This is a genomic window from Nocardioides malaquae, from assembly GCF_015070385.1.
GTDB classification, from domain to species: domain Bacteria; phylum Actinomycetota; class Actinomycetes; order Propionibacteriales; family Nocardioidaceae; genus Nocardioides; species Nocardioides malaquae.
Genome location: NZ_JADCSA010000005.1, coordinates 235,813 through 252,034, shown reverse-complemented (window position 1 = coordinate 252,034; position 16,222 = coordinate 235,813). Strand labels below are relative to the sequence as shown.

15 protein-coding genes are annotated in these 16,222 nt (G+C 68.6%); 6 read left to right on the top strand and 9 right to left on the bottom strand.

Translation table 11 applies throughout. The features are described 5' to 3' along the window. Window positions 1-672: 672 nt before the first annotated feature. The 5 genes from IEQ44_RS07450 to IEQ44_RS07430 all read right to left on the bottom strand — a co-directional run bounded on the left by IEQ44_RS07450 (window position 673) and on the right by IEQ44_RS07430 (window position 4,786). Window positions 673-1,011, bottom strand: a complete 339-nt coding sequence (locus tag IEQ44_RS07450) for a chorismate mutase (RefSeq protein WP_193637788.1) — start codon at window positions 1,009-1,011, stop codon at window positions 673-675. A 47-nt stretch (window positions 1,012-1,058) separates the two neighbouring features. Then, window positions 1,059-1,220, bottom strand: a complete 162-nt coding sequence (locus IEQ44_RS07445) for a hypothetical protein (RefSeq protein ID WP_193637787.1) — start codon at window positions 1,218-1,220, stop codon at window positions 1,059-1,061. A 215-nt stretch (window positions 1,221-1,435) separates the two neighbouring features. Further along, window positions 1,436-1,915: a hypothetical protein gene (locus tag IEQ44_RS07440; RefSeq protein WP_227487049.1), complete on the bottom strand. Its 480-nt coding sequence runs from the start codon at window positions 1,913-1,915 to the stop codon at window positions 1,436-1,438. A 756-nt stretch (window positions 1,916-2,671) separates the two neighbouring features. Next, the gene (locus IEQ44_RS07435; RefSeq protein ID WP_193637786.1) at window positions 2,672-4,189 is read right to left on the bottom strand and encodes an HNH endonuclease signature motif containing protein; all 1,518 of its coding nucleotides are present in this window, start codon (window positions 4,187-4,189) and stop codon (window positions 2,672-2,674) included. A 48-nt stretch (window positions 4,190-4,237) separates the two neighbouring features. Continuing rightward, a complete protein-coding gene (locus IEQ44_RS07430) occupies window positions 4,238-4,786 on the bottom strand; it encodes a hypothetical protein (protein WP_193637785.1) in 549 nt (182 codons plus the stop codon). 36 nt (window positions 4,787-4,822) lie between these two features. Between IEQ44_RS07430 and IEQ44_RS07425 the strand changes: the two genes are divergently transcribed. Then, window positions 4,823-5,890, top strand: coding sequence for an NAD(P)-dependent alcohol dehydrogenase (locus IEQ44_RS07425; protein WP_193637784.1), 1,068 nt, complete (start codon window positions 4,823-4,825; stop codon window positions 5,888-5,890). Between the two features lie 77 nt (window positions 5,891-5,967). Here the strand turns inward: IEQ44_RS07425 and IEQ44_RS07420 are convergent, their stop codons facing one another. Further along, complete coding sequence (locus IEQ44_RS07420; RefSeq protein WP_319804552.1) at window positions 5,968-7,569, bottom strand: M28 family peptidase; 1,602 nt, start codon at window positions 7,567-7,569, stop codon at window positions 5,968-5,970. Window positions 7,570-7,742: 173 nt separating this feature from the next. Here IEQ44_RS07420 and IEQ44_RS07415 point away from each other — a divergent pair, with 173 nt between their 5' ends. After that, window positions 7,743-7,976, top strand: a complete 234-nt coding sequence (locus IEQ44_RS07415; protein ID WP_193637783.1) for an NAD(P)-dependent oxidoreductase — start codon at window positions 7,743-7,745, stop codon at window positions 7,974-7,976. 23 nt (window positions 7,977-7,999) lie between these two features. On the opposite strand, the gene IEQ44_RS07410 is transcribed toward IEQ44_RS07415, so the two are convergent. Further along, on the bottom strand, window positions 8,000-10,387 hold the full coding sequence (locus tag IEQ44_RS07410) for an ATP-binding cassette domain-containing protein (protein ID WP_193637782.1): 2,388 nt from the start codon (window positions 10,385-10,387) through the stop codon (window positions 8,000-8,002). A 163-nt stretch (window positions 10,388-10,550) separates the two neighbouring features. On the opposite strand from IEQ44_RS07410, the gene IEQ44_RS07405 reads away from it, so the two are divergent. The 4 genes from IEQ44_RS07405 (at window position 10,551) to IEQ44_RS07390 (ending at window position 14,894) form a co-directional block, all read left to right on the top strand. Continuing rightward, complete coding sequence (locus IEQ44_RS07405) at window positions 10,551-12,077, top strand: UDP-N-acetylglucosamine 1-carboxyvinyltransferase (RefSeq protein ID WP_193637781.1); 1,527 nt, start codon at window positions 10,551-10,553, stop codon at window positions 12,075-12,077. A 74-nt stretch (window positions 12,078-12,151) separates the two neighbouring features. Beyond that, a complete protein-coding gene (locus IEQ44_RS07400) occupies window positions 12,152-12,952 on the top strand; it encodes a glycerophosphodiester phosphodiesterase family protein (protein ID WP_319804551.1) in 801 nt (266 codons plus the stop codon). After that, complete coding sequence (locus IEQ44_RS07395) at window positions 12,949-14,304, top strand: MFS transporter (protein ID WP_193637779.1); 1,356 nt, start codon at window positions 12,949-12,951, stop codon at window positions 14,302-14,304. Before IEQ44_RS07400 ends, IEQ44_RS07395 begins: the two co-directional genes overlap by 4 nt. 200 nt (window positions 14,305-14,504) lie before the next feature. Continuing rightward, on the top strand, window positions 14,505-14,894 hold the full coding sequence (locus IEQ44_RS07390) for an RNA polymerase-binding protein RbpA (protein WP_193637778.1): 390 nt from the start codon (window positions 14,505-14,507) through the stop codon (window positions 14,892-14,894). Between the two features lie 22 nt (window positions 14,895-14,916). Here IEQ44_RS07390 and IEQ44_RS07385 read toward each other — a convergent pair whose 3' ends face one another. Together IEQ44_RS07385 and IEQ44_RS07380 are read right to left on the bottom strand one after the other, a co-directional pair. Next, window positions 14,917-15,453 (bottom strand): FxsA family protein, encoded by a 537-nt coding sequence (locus tag IEQ44_RS07385; protein WP_193637777.1) that lies wholly within the window; start codon window positions 15,451-15,453, stop codon window positions 14,917-14,919. Between the two features lie 7 nt (window positions 15,454-15,460). Then, the gene (locus tag IEQ44_RS07380; protein ID WP_319804550.1) at window positions 15,461-16,222 is read right to left on the bottom strand and encodes a polyprenol monophosphomannose synthase; all 762 of its coding nucleotides are present in this window, start codon (window positions 16,220-16,222) and stop codon (window positions 15,461-15,463) included.

The window sequence follows — 16,222 nt, the reverse complement described above, 5'->3', positions numbered from 1 at the left end:
ACCAAGTTCGCGCCCACGGCCATCATCGCCGAAATCCTCGGCTACTCCCCCGCCACCATTGAGAAGCACGCCATCGGATCAGCCGCGAACTACGCCACCTACATCCAAGCCAGGCTCGACGCCGATCGAGCCTGACAACCGGGCAACCGGCGGACGCGCTCAACGCGCAGGTCCGGACGCTCCAGTCACTTGGTGACGTAGTACAGCGACTCGTCCTCAGCGGTCAGGTAGAGGGCCACGTCGTGCGCCCAGTTCGGCAAGTAGTTCCAGGTCCGCGCGTCCCCCAGCACATCGAAGACCTCATCTCGCGTCAGGTCGATGTGACTGTTAGGAGCGATGCGATACATCCAGACAACGCCTCGCTCGACGAGTTCGCCCGCTACGGATCTGGACCGTTCGACGACCTCGGATGTGTGTGCGAGCGGACGGGTCTGGACGCCACGTTGCATGTCATTGGTTGTCACTCGACTTCCGCTCATCGGCGTGTGAGTACGGCCGCGCGGCAAACGGCAACGACGCCTACACGTGGTGTCGGACGCGTCTTCCTCCTCATCGGCCCCGACTCGTCGCTCTTCTACATGTCGCTTCGCCAGTTAACTACGACGAGCTCAAACAGGTGCGAGAACTCGTCGTCCGTGTCGATTGTTGATTTCCAGAATCGCTGTCCAATTCTCAGCCGAGATGTCCAGAAGTTCCACGCCGTTCTCCAATGGCTGACGATCCGGTTCCGTCGTCCGCACTGAGTCGCTTGTGTTCATCGAGCTCGAGTTGGATGAAGGCGTCGATCATGGCCGTCCAGACCGCTGTGACCACCGATCGCGAAAGGCCCGCAGCGTCGGCTGAATGAGCCAGGCGGTCCATCATGGCCGCGCGCCGGTCGGCTGCGCGGACGGCCCTGGCGTCGGTCTTGTGGGTTGCGGCCTTCAAGACGAGTGGCTGCCGCCGCGCGAGCAACTTGATGATCTCGTCGTCGATGGCGTCGATCGCTGAGCGGACTTCGATGAGTGACATTTGGGCGGCCTTTCAGTAGTCCATCGACATGGCGCGACGGACCTCGGTCAGCGTTTCTTCGGCGACGGCTTCTGCCTTCCGAGGACCCAACGGATCGCAGAGATCTTCCCGGAGAGCATGCCCCAGTCGAACGGCGTCTCGGTATCCTTGCGGAGGATGTCCTCGCCGTATTGTTCCTCGAAGTCCTCAGACCGGATCTCGGTGACCAAGCGCCTGCGACCAACGTTCTAGACACATCAGCTGGAACAACGCCGATCGTCGGATCGGGTCAGGCCCCGCTCGCCGTTGTGGACAACGAGCTGAGACTTTGGACAGGTCGGCTGCAAACCAACAGTGTCAGGTGGATCGGCCTCCCTGGTGACGATTGATCGTTCGATGGCGCGTTGGACGGATGACGGCGTGGCGTGTGGACGACTATTCCTCCTCAACCGCTAGAACGGCGGCTCGCGGCCGTGCACCGGCGATCGAACAGAGACCAGCCCCGCTTCGTGAGCCGGTGGACCTTGCCAAACGCATCGGAGAGCTCGACGAGGTTGCCTCCCGCGGCGAACTCGGCCATCCCTCCACCGACGTTCTGCGCGAGGTTGCTGCGGCCGAGCATCTGCCACGTGAAGGCGTGGGCGTCCCCACTCAACTGGCGCCATAGGAGCCGGACGTCGAAGGCTTCCCGTTCCCCGAAGACTGACGCGGCCACCGCGCGCACGACAGCGGTCATCTCTAAGACCTGTCCTTCTGTCAGCCCCCCGGCGCTGGTCCACTTTGCTCGGGCTTCGGCCTGTCGGCGACGCATGTGTTCGCCGGCGTCGACCCACTGGGCCGCGTCTGGGTGGGACATGTCAACGTAGGGCCGGATCTCGTCGTGGTACTGCAACGCGCGCTTGTAGAACTCGTTGACTACCCGCAAGGCCCGTTGCTGGCGATCGACCGCGACATCGGGGCCCAGCACCCAAACGGCCATGCTGCCGCCTACCAGCGCTCCCCGAAGCACCGAGTAGTGAGCCGTCGGGAACACCTCGCCCGCCTCCACAGCTGCCCGAGCCAGGTTCAGGTGCTGGGTCGCCGACACGAGCGACTGGCGAGCAACTTCGGCCGGGTCAAGGTAGGGCCATATAGCCTCGTCGCTCGAGAGGTCGCTGCCACGTTCAGGCCTCTCGACCCCACGCGACCGTGCGCGCCAACGGTCCAGTTCCTCGTAAGAAGCGCGGATCGAGCGCAGGGCCTCCAACTCGTCCTCAGTCACGCGTTCGATTATCCAGGGTCCGATTGACCCTCCGGCGGGAAACGCCGCATCTCCGAGCTAGCGCCGAGACCGATTCTCGAATCTCTCAGCGCGGCGTGGCCACGAGGATCGCTCGTCGCGGTCCTACATGTCGCTTCGCCAGTTCGGTGGGCTGTGCCGCGAGGAGCCAGAAGGGGTTGTTCCCCGGTGTTCGCGTGGTGACTGAGGGATCAGGTGTGCGTTACCGCCGTCCGCGTTACCGCTGTCGTTGGTGGCGTCCGTGAGCGCGCCAGCGTGGGCGCACCTTGGTCAGGCAGCCGAAGCATGTTGGTCGCTCACGCAGTCGCCACGCAGCCGAACCATGCTGGTCGCGTACGCAGTCGCAACCACGTTGTGTCATCGGGGCCACCTGGCTGGTGACTACGCACAAGTTGAGTTCTGTCAGACGGATTTTGAGCCAAGTGGATCCAGCGGGGTCCAAGCTGCAGAGGGGTTTGTGTCCGGATGCAGCGGGGGCTCATCCCCCGGTGGGGCGGACAGGCCATCCATTGGTTGACATAACGGCTCGAGGGGTTGGGTGCCGTCCGGGTCGCGTCGGAAACGTTGGCCGTGGGGGCTGGTCCACTCGAAGACGCCGCTGGTGGGTGAGGTGAGTTGCCAGCCGGTGTGGGTCTTCAACCGGTGGTGGCCGCGGCACAGGGCGGCCAGATTGTCGGTCGCGGTCGGCCCTGGTTGTGGCCGGTCTTCACCGGCAGCGTCGTGGTCGAAGGGTTCGACGTGGTCGAGGTCGCAGGACCTGGCTGGTCTGGTGCACCACGGGAACACGCAGGTGCGGTCCCGGAGAATGACCTGGCGTCGGAGCCGGTCGGTGGGTTCGTACCTGCTCGTTGTGATCTGTTCGTTGAGGTCGATGACCGGCAGGATCCGCACCTCGGTGTGCGTGCCCCGCACCCAGGACCGGACCTGCGACAGCAGGGCCAGTTTCTGGCCGTTCTCGAGCAATCCGATCGGGTTGATGCCGGTGGTGCCGTCGGGCTGGACCTCGGCGGTGAAGTGCAGGTGCAGGTCGACCCGCCGAGCCGTGCGCTGCACCAGCTCCCCGGTTGAGTCAGTGGTGCCAGCCGCAGTGCCAGCGCTGCCTGCGTCGACGTCCTCACCTCCGGACTCAGCGCTGGCGAGATCGAGCGAAGTCTGCTGCCTTGCCAGCTCACCCAGGGCCATCGACCGCCGCACGTCCAGCGAGGCAGTGGAGCCACCGGCCTTGAGTGCCGCTGCCCCCACCGACAGCGCCTGGGCCAAGTCATGCCCGTCAGCGTTCGAGACCTCGGCCTCGATCCGCATCGCGCCCGCGAAGGGTCCGACCGGGGTGTGGATGTGCACGAACCGGCCGTCATTGTCCTCATCGCGTGGCTGCTCTTGGGCCGCCAGGCCGTAGAGCTCGATCGCCTGCGCGAGGATGCGCTCCATCTGGGCGCGGCCGATCTTCTCCAGGAACGGAGCCACCTGCGCGTCGATCCAGGCCATCGCCTCCGGCGTCAGGGCCGGGTCGCAGTGGATCGTGGCCTCGGCGACCTGCTTGGCCCGCCACACCGGCACCAAGCCGGACTGGACCCGCTTCCACACCCGCGGCAGCCGGTGCACCATCTCGATCGCCTGGCCGATGAGCTTCTTCGCCGCGTCGGTGGAGATCCCCAGCGCGGCCCCGAGCTCGGGGATGCAGAACTCCGCCACCAGCGGGGTGCCGTCACCGGAGATCGGCTCATCACCCAGAGGGTGATGGAACGCCGCCGCGTTCCACCCGTCCTCGTCAGCAGGATGCGCCACGGCCCACTCGTACGCGATCGCCAGGAGATCGGCCTCGCCACGCTGCACCACCGAGCGCCGCTCACGCGCAGCACTGAGCAGCTCCGCGGCAGTCAGGTCACCCAATTCAGGGGCGACAGTGGCGGTGGCTTCCATGGCTCAACCCCACCAGCGAGCACCGACAACTTCGACCCCTGCACGGTGCTACCTCGAACGTGCTCCGCGCCCTTCACGACGCCACCGTGCGAGCAACCCAGTGCGCCTCCCCCGGGACTCCTCCGGACCGGCATCTGCCAGGCGTTCGGCCGCGGCGCGTACCCGTGCGTCGAGGTCGGTGACGTCCTGGCCCAGACGCTCGCAGTACTCCTCCTCCAAGGCCATCAGCTCCTGGGCGTCGCGACCTCCGCGCAGTCCGACGACGCGAGTCACCCAGTAGGTCAGCTCCCGTGGTGAGACCTCGTCAGCCAGCAGGCGCCGAACCATGCCCTGGACGGCGGCCACCTGTGCCTCGACGCCCGACAGCGCCTCCAGTCCGAGCGCGTCCTCGAGGGCCCCGACCAGTCGGGCGAACCCCGCGCGTGAGACCTCCTCCCCGTGCTCCCCCACGGCCGTGAGCGACGGCACGCCGGCGACCGACGAGGTGCGTCGCGCCAGACGTACGAGCGTCTCGGTGTGCCCCACCGGGTCCACCCGCCAGATCCGCAGGTGGTCCTCCAGCGACTGGCGCAGCTCAGGGGTCAGATCTGGTGTCACGGGGTCCATTCTGCCGCCCGCGTTAGCGTGGAACCCATGACGCAGACCACCACGCCAGCCCTCGTCGCCGAGTCCCCCGGCGCCGCCTTCGTCCAGCGCACCATCGAGCGTCGTGCGCTCCGCCCCGACGACGTCGCGATCGACATCAAGTACGCCGGCATCTGCCACTCCGACATCCACCAGGTGCGCGAGGAGTGGGGCCAGGCGATCTTCCCCATGGTCCCCGGCCACGAGATCGCCGGAGTCGTCTCCGCCATTGGCGACGCCGTCACCGACGTGAAGGTCGGCGACCGCGTCGGCGTCGGCTGCATGGTCGACAGCTGTGGCGAGTGCGACGAGTGCCGCGCCGGCTTCGAGCAGAACTGCGCGCGCGGTGCCGTGATGACCTACAACGGTCGCGGCTACGACGGCGAGCCCACCTACGGCGGCTACTCGCAGCACGTCGTCGTGCAGCAGAAGTTCGTCTGCCCGATCCCCGAGGGCATTGAGCTCGACGTCGCCGCTCCCCTGCTCTGCGCCGGCATCACCACCTACTCCCCCCTGCGCCGCTGGGGCGTCGGCCCCGGCTCGAAGGTCGCGGTCGTCGGTCTCGGCGGCCTCGGGCACATGGGCGTCGTCCTCGCCACCGCGATGGGCGCCGAGGTGACCGTGATCTCGCGCAGCGACGCCAAGAAGGACGACTCGCTCGCCCTCGGCGCCGTCGAGCACCTCGCTTCCAGCGACCCGGCCAACCTCAAGGCCCGCCGGGGCCACTTCGACGTCGTGCTCAACACCGTCAGCGCCGACCTCGACATCGAGGACTACCTCAAGCTCGTCGGTCCCCGCGGCGTCGTCGCCAACGTCGGACTGCCGACCGAGAAGTACGCGGTGCGTCCCGGCCTGCTCATCGGCGGCGGCAAGGTGCTCACCGGCTCCAACATCGGCGGCATCCCCGAGACGAAGGAGATGCTCGCCTTCTGCGCCGAGCACGGCATCGGCGCCAAGGTCGAGGTCATCACTGCCGACGAGGTCACGGCCGCCTACGACAAGGTGGTGGCCGGTGACGTGCGCTACCGCTACGTGATCGACGTCAGCACCATCGACGCCGGGGCCACCGAGGGCTGAGGCCGCCTCCCGCGACGCGACGAGCGCCCCACCCCGTGCCGGGGTGGGGCGCTCGCCACATGGGGGTCCGTTCCTGGTCAGCGACGCTTGGAACGCGGGCCCTTGCGCTTCTCCTTCTTGTCCTTGCGGTCCTTCTTCTTGCCGTGGCCCTTGCCCGGGTGGGTCTTGGGCGGCTTCACGCCGTTGATGGCCTCGGTGCTGTACGCCAGCTGGCGCGCGACGGCGCCGATGGCGCGCGCGTTGATGTCGAGCGCCTCCTTGCTGACGTTGTTGATGTCGTCACCCGCGGCGTGGTAGTTCGGGTCGTACGTGAGCCCCGCGGTGCCACCGAACAGCGCGGCCTCCTCCTCGGTCTTGGTGCCGTCGGCACCGGTGAAGAGGCCGGTGGACGCGACTCCGGCGTCGATGAACGCCGCGTAGTCACTGCGGCCCGAGTACTCCATGTCGACCCACGGCTGGCCGATGGCGTCGAAGTGGTCGGTGAAGACCTTCTCGGCCTCGATCGACCCCTGGGGCACCTCGACGCCGGCCTCGTAGGTCGACTCGTTGGCGTCGTAGACCCCGATGACGTAGTTGGGCGAGCCCACCATGTCGAAGTTCAGGTAGACGGCGAGCTTGTCGAGCTCCTCGGGCGCGTTGGCCTGGAGGTCGGCGACGTAGTGGTTCGAGCCGTGAAGACCGAGCTCCTCGGCGCCCCACCAGGCGAAACGGACCTTGTTGTTGATGGTGGCCGGTCCGCGGTCGTGCTTGCGCCCGTGCTTCGAGTGACCCTTGCCCTTGCCACGGTTGCCCTTGGCCAACTGGATCGCCGTCTCCAGGACTGCGGCGCTGCCGGTGGCGTTGTCGCTGATGCCAGGACCCTCGGGCGCGCTGTCGAGGTGGGCTCCCAGCATGACCACGTTGTCCGGGTCTCCCCCGCGGGTCTCGGCCAGGACGTTGAAGGTCTCCTGGGTCTCGATGCTCGTCTGGAGGAGGAAGGAGCCGGTCACCGGTCCGGCGTCCATGGCGCCGAGCAGGGCCTCGCCCTCGGCCTGGGTGACACCCACGCCGGGCGCAGAGCCCTCGATCGGGTTGCCCAGGGTCCCGTTGAGGGCACCGGTGGTGTTGTTGTAGACGATGACGGCGGCTGCGCCGGCCTCAGCTGCGGCCACGGTCTTGTCAGCGAAGGGGCACTCGCCGCGGCTGACGACGGCGATCTTGCCCGTCGCCTCGACGCCGTCCCACTGCGCGTCGGTGCACCCCAGGGGGTTGGACGGAGCGACCAGCTCGGCCTCGACCGTCCCGTCGGTGCTCGAGGAGTAGGAGAACGGCACCGGATCCAGGTCGACGCCGGGCACCTCGATGGCCACCTCGTCGACGGTGAAGGTCTCCACGTCGAAGTACTGCCGCTCGGTGCGGTACCCCGCCTTGCGCAGCTGGCGCTCGACGTAACGTCCGGACGCCTCGTAGCCGGGCGTGCCGGTGGCACGGGTGCCGTCGTTGTCGTCGGCGATCTGCTGGAAGGCCTCCAGGTGGCGGTAGGTCGCCTTGCCGGTGACCTGGCCTGCGCCCCGGTCGTGGCCGGGCCCTTGCTCCGCCTGGCCCGAGGCCGACGTCACCGGTGCTGCGGTGATGACGAGGGCGGCTGCCGCTCCCCCGACCACCGCCCTGAAGATCCTGCTCTGTCCTGCTCGACTCACTGGTCGTCCTCCGATCGAGCGCCCCGAGCGCTCTCGTCATTGGCGCCGGCCGCGGTCGCGGCCGACAGTGGAAGGCGCTCGATGTGACGAGCGCCACCCAGACCTTCTCCCGGCGTGCCGAATCGCGCAACCCCGAGCAGCGCGGCGGAGCGGCTGGATGAGAGTCTTCGGCCGTGAAGATCCTCGTGCTGGGAGGCACCGGCGGCGTCGGACGGCACGTGGTCGACCAGGCGGTCACCGCCGGCCACGACGGACCGCTGCGCACCGACTACGTCGAGGACCGCGAAGGTGCATCGAGCGGTGGGTTCTCGGTGGCTCGCGCCACCGTCGCCCACCTGATGCTCAAGGCGGTGTCGGACCCGGCGTACGAGGGCGTCTCCGTCGCGGTGGGCAACCCGAAGAAGTGACTGGGCGGGGTGCGCCCCCGCGCTCAGGAGCCACTGGGAGCGCCGACGTACTGGGCGAGGTGCTGCCCGGTCAGCGTGGAGGCGTCGGCCACCAGCTGTGACGGGGTGCCCTCGAAGACCACCCGCCCGCCGTCGTGGCCCGCGCCGGGCCCCAGGTCGATGATCCAGTCGCCGTGGGCCATCACGGCCTGGTGGTGCTCGATGACGATGACGGAGCGCCCTGCGTCGACGAGTCGGTCGAGCATGCCGAGCAGGTGCTCGACGTCGGCGAGGTGCAACCCCGTCGTCGGCTCGTCGAGCACGTAGACGTCGCCCTTCTCCCCCATCTGTGCGGCCAGCTTGAGGCGCTGACGCTCTCCACCCGAGAGCGTGGTCAAGGGCTGGCCGAGACGCACGTAGCCCAGGCCCACGTCGACCAGACGGGCGAGGATCTTGTGGGCCGCCGGAATGCGTGCCTCCCCCGCGCCGAAGAACGCCTCGGCCTGCTCGACCGACATGTCGAAGACGTCGGCGATGCTGCGCCCTCCGAGCGTGTACTGGAGCACCTCGGTGTCGAAGCGACGGCCCTCGCAGACCTCGCAGGTCGTCGCCACGCTCTGCATCACGGCCAGCTCGGTGTAGGTGACTCCCGCCCCCTTGCAGGTCGGGCAGGCGCCCTCGGAGTTGGCGCTGAAGAGTGCCGGCTTCACCCCGTTGGCCTTCGCGAACGCCTTGCGCACGGGCTCCAGCACACCGGTGTAGGTGGCCGGGTTGCTGCGGCGCGACCCCTTGATCGGCGACTGGTCGATGGCGACCACGCCGTCGCGGGTCGAGACCGACCCGTGGATGAGGGTGCTCTTGCCCGAGCCGGCCACTCCGGTCACGACGCACAGGACGCCGAGGGGCACGTCGACATCGACGTCGACGAGGTTGTTGCCGCTGGCTCCCCGCACCTCCAGCACGCCGGTCGGCTTGCGCACCTCGTCCTTGAGCTGGGCGCGGTCGTCGAGGTGGCGACCCGTCAGCGTCCCGCTCCCCCGCAGCCCCTCCAAGGAGCCCTGGAAGCAGATCTCGCCGCCGGCTTCACCAGCCCCCGGGCCCAGGTCGACGACCTGGTCGGCGATCGCGATCATCTCGGGCTTGTGCTCCACGACCAGCACCGTGTTGCCCTTGTCCCGCAGCTGCAGCAGCAGGTCATTCATGCGCTGGATGTCGTGGGGGTGCAGGCCGATGGAGGGCTCGTCGAAGACGTAGGTGACGTCGGTGAGCGCCGAACCGAGGTGGCGCACCATCTTGACCCGCTGCGCCTCGCCTCCGGAGAGGCTGCCTGAGGGGCGCTCCAGGCTGAGGTAGCCCAGACCGATCCCCACGAAGGAGTCGAGCGTGCCCTGCAGCGTCTCCAGCAGCGGTGCCACCGTCGGCTCGTCGAGCTGGCGCACCCACTGCGCGAGGTCGCTGACCTGCATGCGGCACAGGTCGCCGATGCTCTTCCCGCCGATCTTCGAGGAACGGGCGGCCTCGCTGAGCCGCATCCCGTCGCAGGCGGAGCAGGTGGTGAAGACGATGGCCCGGTCGACGAAGGCCCGCACGTGCGGTTGCATCGCCTCGCGGTCCTTGGCCAGCATCGACTTCTGGATCTTCGGGACGAGTCCCTCGTAGGTGACGTTGATCCCGTCGACCTTGATCTTGGTGGGCTCCTTGTGGAGCAGCGCCTCGAGCTCGTCGGCGTCGAAGTCGCGGATCGGCTTGTCGGGGTCGAAGAAGCCGCACCCGGCGAAGATGCGTCCGTACCAGCCGTCCATCGTGTAGCCCGGGATGGTCAGCGCGCCCTCGTTGAGCGAGAGGCTGTCGTCGTAGAGCGCGGTGAGGTCGAACTCCGAGACCGAGCCCCGACCCTCGCAGGTGGGGCACATGCCGCCGGTGATCGAGAAGGAGCGTCGCTCGGTGACGACCTTGCCGCCCTTCTCGGTCTTCATCGCGCCGCCGCCCGACGCCGAGGCGACGTTGAAGGAGTACGCCTGGGGGCCGCCGACCTGGGGCTGGCCCAGGCGGCTGTAGAGGATCCGGAGCAGGGCGTTGGCGTCGGTGGCGGTGCCGACCGTCGAGCGCGGGTCGCCGCCGATCCGCTCCTGGTCGACGACGATGGCGCTGGTCAGTCCCTCGAGCACGTCGACGTCGGGTCGGTTGAGCGACGGCATGAAGCCCTGGACGAAGGTCGAGTAGGTCTCGTTGATCATCCGCTGCGACTCGGCCGCGATCGTGCTGAACACCAGGGAGCTCTTCCCCGAGCCGGAGACGCCGGTGAAGACCGTCAGCCGCCGCTTCGGCACCTCCAAGGAGATGTCCTTGAGGTTGTTCTCCCGGGCCCCGTGCACGCGGATCGTGTCGTGGCGGTCGGCCGGGTGGGTGTCGGTGGTGCTCGAAGGGGTCACGGGACACTCCGGGGTTGCGGACGGGTGGTGATGATCTCTCAGCCTAGGGGACCGTGGTCGACCTGCTCGGCCGGTTGCGGTGCCGTGTGGACCCCTCCCCTACGCTGGTGACGCGGCGCCGGCGTTGCTGGTTTTATCTCATATGTGAGATACCGTGGCGAGCATGACGCAGGACTATCTCGGACGCATCGGCAACCTCATCCGCGACGCTCGGAAGCATCGCGGGATGACCCAGCAGCAGCTGGCCGACGCCCTCGGCACCAGCCAGAGCGCCATCAACCGGATCGAGAAGGGTCACCAGAACCTTTCGCTGGAGATGTTGGCCAGGTTCGGTGCCGCGCTCGACTCCGAGATCGTCTCCGTCGGCGGCGGACCCACGCACCTCCGCGTGACCGGTCCGACCAAGCTGGCCGGCTCCATCGACGTCAAGACCTCCAAGAACGCCGGCGTTGCGCTGCTCTGCGCGTCCCTGCTCAACCGTGGTCGCACCACCCTGCGCAAGGTGGCCCGCATCGAGGAGGTCAACCGGCTGCTCGAGGTGCTCGAGTCGATCGGCGTCCAGACCCGCTGGCTCAACGACGAGAACGACCTCGAGATCGTGCCCCCCGCCCAGCTCGACCTGAGCGCGATCGACGAGGAGGCGGCGCGCCGCACCCGCTCGGTGATCATGTTCCTGGGCCCGCTGCTGCACCGTCTGGAGGAGTTCGACCTGCCCTACGCCGGTGGCTGCCAGCTGGGCACCCGCACGGTCGAGCCGCACATGTCGGCCCTGCGTCCCTTCGGCCTCGAGGTCAAGGCCAACGAGGGCGCCTACCACGCGCTGGTCAACCGCGCGATCGAGCCGAGGCGCGCCATTGTGCTCACCGAGCGTGGTGACACCGTCACGGAGAACGCGCTGATGGCTGCCGCGCTCTACCCCGGCACCACCGTCATCCGCAACGCCTCCTCCAACTACATGGTCCAGGACCTGTGCTTCTACCTGGAGAAGCTGGGGGTCCACATCGAGGGCGTCGGCACCACCACCCTGAGCGTCACCGGTGTCGAGCGCATCGACGTCGACGTCGACTACTCCCCCAGCGAGGACCCGATCGAGGCGATGTCGCTGTTGGCGGCCGCGATCGTGACCAAGTCCGAGATCACGATCAAGCGGGTGCCGATCGAGTTCCTCGAGATCGAGCTGGCGCTGCTGGAGGAGATGGGCCTGCAGTACACCCGCACCGACGAGTACCTCGCCGACAACGGGCGTACGCGGCTGGTCGACCTGACCACGCACGAGTCCGACCTGCACGCCCCCCTCGACAAGGTGCACCCGATGCCCTTCCCGGGGCTCAACATCGACAACCTCCCGTTCTTCGCCGTGATCGGCGCGGTCGCCGAAGGTCAGACCCTGTTGCACGACTGGGTCTACGAGAACCGGGCCATCTACCTGCTGGAGCTCAACAAGCTGGGCGCCGACGTCAAGCTCCTCGACCCGCACCGGGTGATGGTCCAGGGCCCGACGCGCTTCAGCGGTGCCGAGATCGTCTGCCCGCCGGCCCTGCGGCCCGCCGTCGTCATCCTGCTGGCGATGCTGGCCTCGAAGGGCACCTCGGTCCTGCGGACGACCTACGTCATCCACCGCGGCTACGAGGACCTCGCCAACCGCCTCAACACCCTGGGCGCCAACATCGAGACCTTCCGCGACATCTGACCTCACCCGGCTCCGTGAGAGGGCTGGGTGGAGAGTGGCCCCCCGTTGGAGGGCCGATGGGGCATACTCGCGGCGTGATCGGTCGTGACACGGGCCACCCCTACCTCGACCTCGGTCGTCCGGTGCTGGCGTTCGCCCACAGAGGTGGAGCCCGTCACCCCGACATCGTCGGTCTGGAGAACACCGAGGCCGCCTTCGCGCACGCCGTCTCGCTGGGCTACGTCTACCTCGAGACCGACGTGCACGCCACCAGTGACGGCGAGCTCCTCGCCTTCCACGACGACGTGCTCGACCGGGTCACCGACCGGCTCGGTGAGATCGCGGCGCAGACCTACGCCGACGTGAGCCTCGCCCGCATCGGTGGCCAAGGCCGGATCCCGCGCCTCAAGGAACTGCTCGAGGCCTTTCCGCAGGCCCGGTTCAACATCGACATCAAGTCGCAGGGAGCGGTGGAGCCCCTGGTGCGGGTGATCGCCGAGTGCCGCGCCTGGGACCGGGTGCTCGTCGGTTCCTTCTCCCGCGAACGCCTGATGGCCTTCCGGCGCGCGGTGAAGGGACGGGTGCCCACCTCGGCCAGCCCGGCGGAGGTGGCCGCCTTCCGGCTCCTGCCGAGCGCGGCGCTGGCCCGCCGGGTCACGGGAGGTCACGTGGCCGCCCTGCAGGTGCCGCACCGACGAGGCTGGATCAAGGTGGTGACGCCGGGGTTCGTCCGGCGTGCCCACCGCGCCGGGGTGCACGTGCACGTCTGGACCATCGACGACCCCGCCGAGATGCGGGAACTTCTCGACCGGGGTGTCGACGGCATCGTCACCGACCGCACGGACATACTCAAGGACACGCTGCAGCGTCACGGCCTCTGGAGGGACCACGCATGAGTGAGACGACCACGGCGTCACCGCCCGCGTACGCCGGCAGGGCGAGGACCTGGCCGGTCGTCGCCTGGGGGCTCTGGGACTGGGGCTCGGCGGCCTTCAACGCCGTCATCACCACCTTCGTCTTCAGCGTCTACATCACCTCCGACCCCTTCGGGTCCGGCGCGAGCGCCAAGCTTGGGTGGGCGCTGGCGACGGCCGGTGTCCTCATCGCCCTCTTCGCCCCCATCACGGGTCGGCGGGCGGACAGCTCCGGACGCCGCACCTTCTGGCTGACGGCGAACACGGCGCTGGTCATCCTGGCCTCGGTCGGTCTCTTCTTCGTCAAGCCTGCGCCCGACTACCTGTGGCTCGGACTCGTGCTGCTGGCGGCCGGCAACATTGCCTTCGAGTTCGCGTCCGTGCAGTACAACGCGATGCTCAACGAGATCTCCACTCCGGCCACCGTCGGTCGCATCTCCGGCTTCGGGTGGGGGCTGGGCTACATCGGCGGCATCGTGCTGCTGCTCATCGTCTTCTTCGGCTTCATCGACCCCGAGGTGGGCCTCTTCGGCGTCACCGACGAGGAGGGTCTCGACGTCCGCGTCACGATGCTCCTGTGTGCCCTGTGGACGCTCGTCTTCAGCCTGCCGGTGATCCTCACCATCCGCGACGACAAGGTCTCGCGCCCCGAGCGCCACGAGGCGGTGGGCATCGTGGCGTCCTACCGCCAGCTCTTCGGCACCGTGGCCGACCTGTGGCGGCACGACCGCAACACGGCCTACTTCCTGCTGGCCTCCGCGGTCTTCCGCGACGGGCTGGCCGGGGTCTTCACCTTCGGTGGCGTGCTGGCCGCCGGCACCTTCGGCTTCTCCCCCAGCGAGGTGATCATCTTCGCGATCGCCGCCAACGTGGTGGCCGGGGTCGCCACCATCGCGTTCGGCACCCTCGACGACTGGCTCGGGCCGAAGCGGGTGATCGTGGGTTCGCTCAGCTGCATGCTGGTGGCCGGGATGGCCGTCTTCCTGCTGCACGAGCGCGGCACCGTGATCTTCTGGGTGTTCGGTCTGCTGCTCTGCGTCTTCGTCGGTCCGGCGCAGTCCGCGTCGCGCACCTTCCTGGCGCGGCTGATCCCCGCGGGCAAGGAGGGCGAGATCTTCGGCCTGTACGCCACCACGGGGCGGGCGGTGAGCTTCATGGCGCCCGCCGCGTGGGCAGGCTTCATCGGGCTGGGCGCCGCTGTCACGGGCGTGGCCGACGTGGACGATGCCGAGCACTGGGGCATCCTCGGCATCATGGTCGTGCTCGCGGTGGGGCTCGCCTTCCTGCTCAAGGTCAAGGCCACCGAGAATCCACGCTCCGGCGTCTCCGCCTGACTGACTCCTCTGCGCCATTCTGGGGACGGGTCGTGGCGCACCCAGAAGTGGTGCACGATTCACCGGAATTGGGCACGGCCCGCTAGCGTTGTCCCATGGACGACCGCTGATGCCACCTGATCCGATGGCGTCATGATCCCCCCTCTGGGTCGTCTCACAGCTACAGACAACGGGGCGAACCAGATTCTGGAGGTGGCTCAATGGCGGAGCGCACACTGCGCGGCGCACGGCTCGGTGGTCAGAGCTTCGAGGACGAGCGCGGCATCGAGTTCGCGGCGCGTCAGCAGGTCGGCTACGAGTGCAAGCAGGGTCACGCCTTCGAGGTGACCATGTCCGACGAGGCCGAGATCCCGGCCCTGTGGGAGTGCCCCAAGTGCGGCAGCGAGGCCCGGAGCACGCAGGGCATCGAGCCTGAGGCGAAGAACGAGAAGCCCGCGCGTACGCACTGGGACATGCTCCTGGAGCGCCGCTCCGAGAAGGAGCTCGAGGAGATCCTCAAGGAGCGTCTCGAGCTGCTGCGCGGCGGCGAGATCGGTCCGGCGCACCTGCACCGGGCCAACGCCAAGAAGCGCGTGAAGGCCGGCGCCTGACCGGCGCCACGGCTGCAGGACCCTAGGGGTCCTCGACCACGTCGCCCCGGACCACCCGGTCACCACCGGGAGGTCCGGGGCGACGTGCGTCCCAGGGCCTGGTGGGGTCGCCGTGGCCGCCGACGTCCCCGAAGCCCGGCACGAACCCGAACGCGGGCGCGGCGGCGCCGCGGCGCGCCAGCCGTGCTGCGACGGCGCCGGTGAGGGCGCGGCGGGCGATCGGCCTGGTCAGCGGCAGGATCAGGAAGAGGGCGAAGGCGTCGGTGACGAAGCCGGGGCTGAGCATCAGGGCGCCGGCGACGACGACTAGGGCGCCGTCGGCGAGCTCGCGGGTCGGCACCCGCCCGGCGGAGACCGCCTCGGTGAGCGCGCGCCAGGCGCGGCCACCCTCGCGGCGGATGAGCCAGCCGCCGATGACGCTCGCCACGACCAGGAGCAGGATCGTCCACCACGCACCGATCACCTGACCCACCTGCACGAGGACGTACAGCTCGAGCAGGGGCATCACCACCAGCAGCAGGACGAGCAGCCAGCGGGGAAAACGGCGTCGCGGCGTCATGCCTCCATCATGCGGCACGGCGCCCAAGGAGCCGCTGCACCTGGGCCCGTCGCTCCGCGAGACCCCATCGGGTGATCAGCTTCAACGACTCGGTGGCGACGTCCTTGCTCATCTTCGAGTCGCCGCGCTCGCGCTCCACGAACTCGATCGGCACCTCACTCACGGTGAGGCCCTGGCGCAGGGTCCGGTAGGCCATGTCGGTCTGGAAGACGTATCCGGTCGAGGTCACGGTCTCGATGTCGATCGCCTCGAGGGTCTGGCGGCGGAAGAGCCGGAACCCTGCCGTGGCGTCCTTGACCCGGATGCCGAGCAGCAGGCGCACGTAGAGGTTGCCCCCGCGCGAGAGTGCCTCGCGTGACTTCGGCCAGTTGACGATGGAGCCGCCCGGGATCCAGCGGGACCCGATCACCAGGTCGGCGCCCTGGGCAATGGCGTCGATCAGCCGCTGGAGCTGCTCGGGCTGGTGCGAGCCGTCGGCGTCCATCTCGCCGATCACGTCGTAGCCCTGGTCCAGGGCGACGCGGAAGCCGTGGCGGTAGGCCGCGCCCAGCCCGGCCTTCTCGGTGCGGTGGACGACCTGCACGTGCGGGTCGGTCTGGGCCAACGCCTCCACGATCTTGCCGGTGCCGTCGGGTGAGTTGTCGTCGACGACCATGACGTCGACCTCTGGCTGGGCGCGGCGCAGACGTCCGATGATCCACTCGATGTTGTCCGACTCGTTGTAGGTCGGAATCACCATGACCACACGGCCCAGTGGCGACTGGCTCAC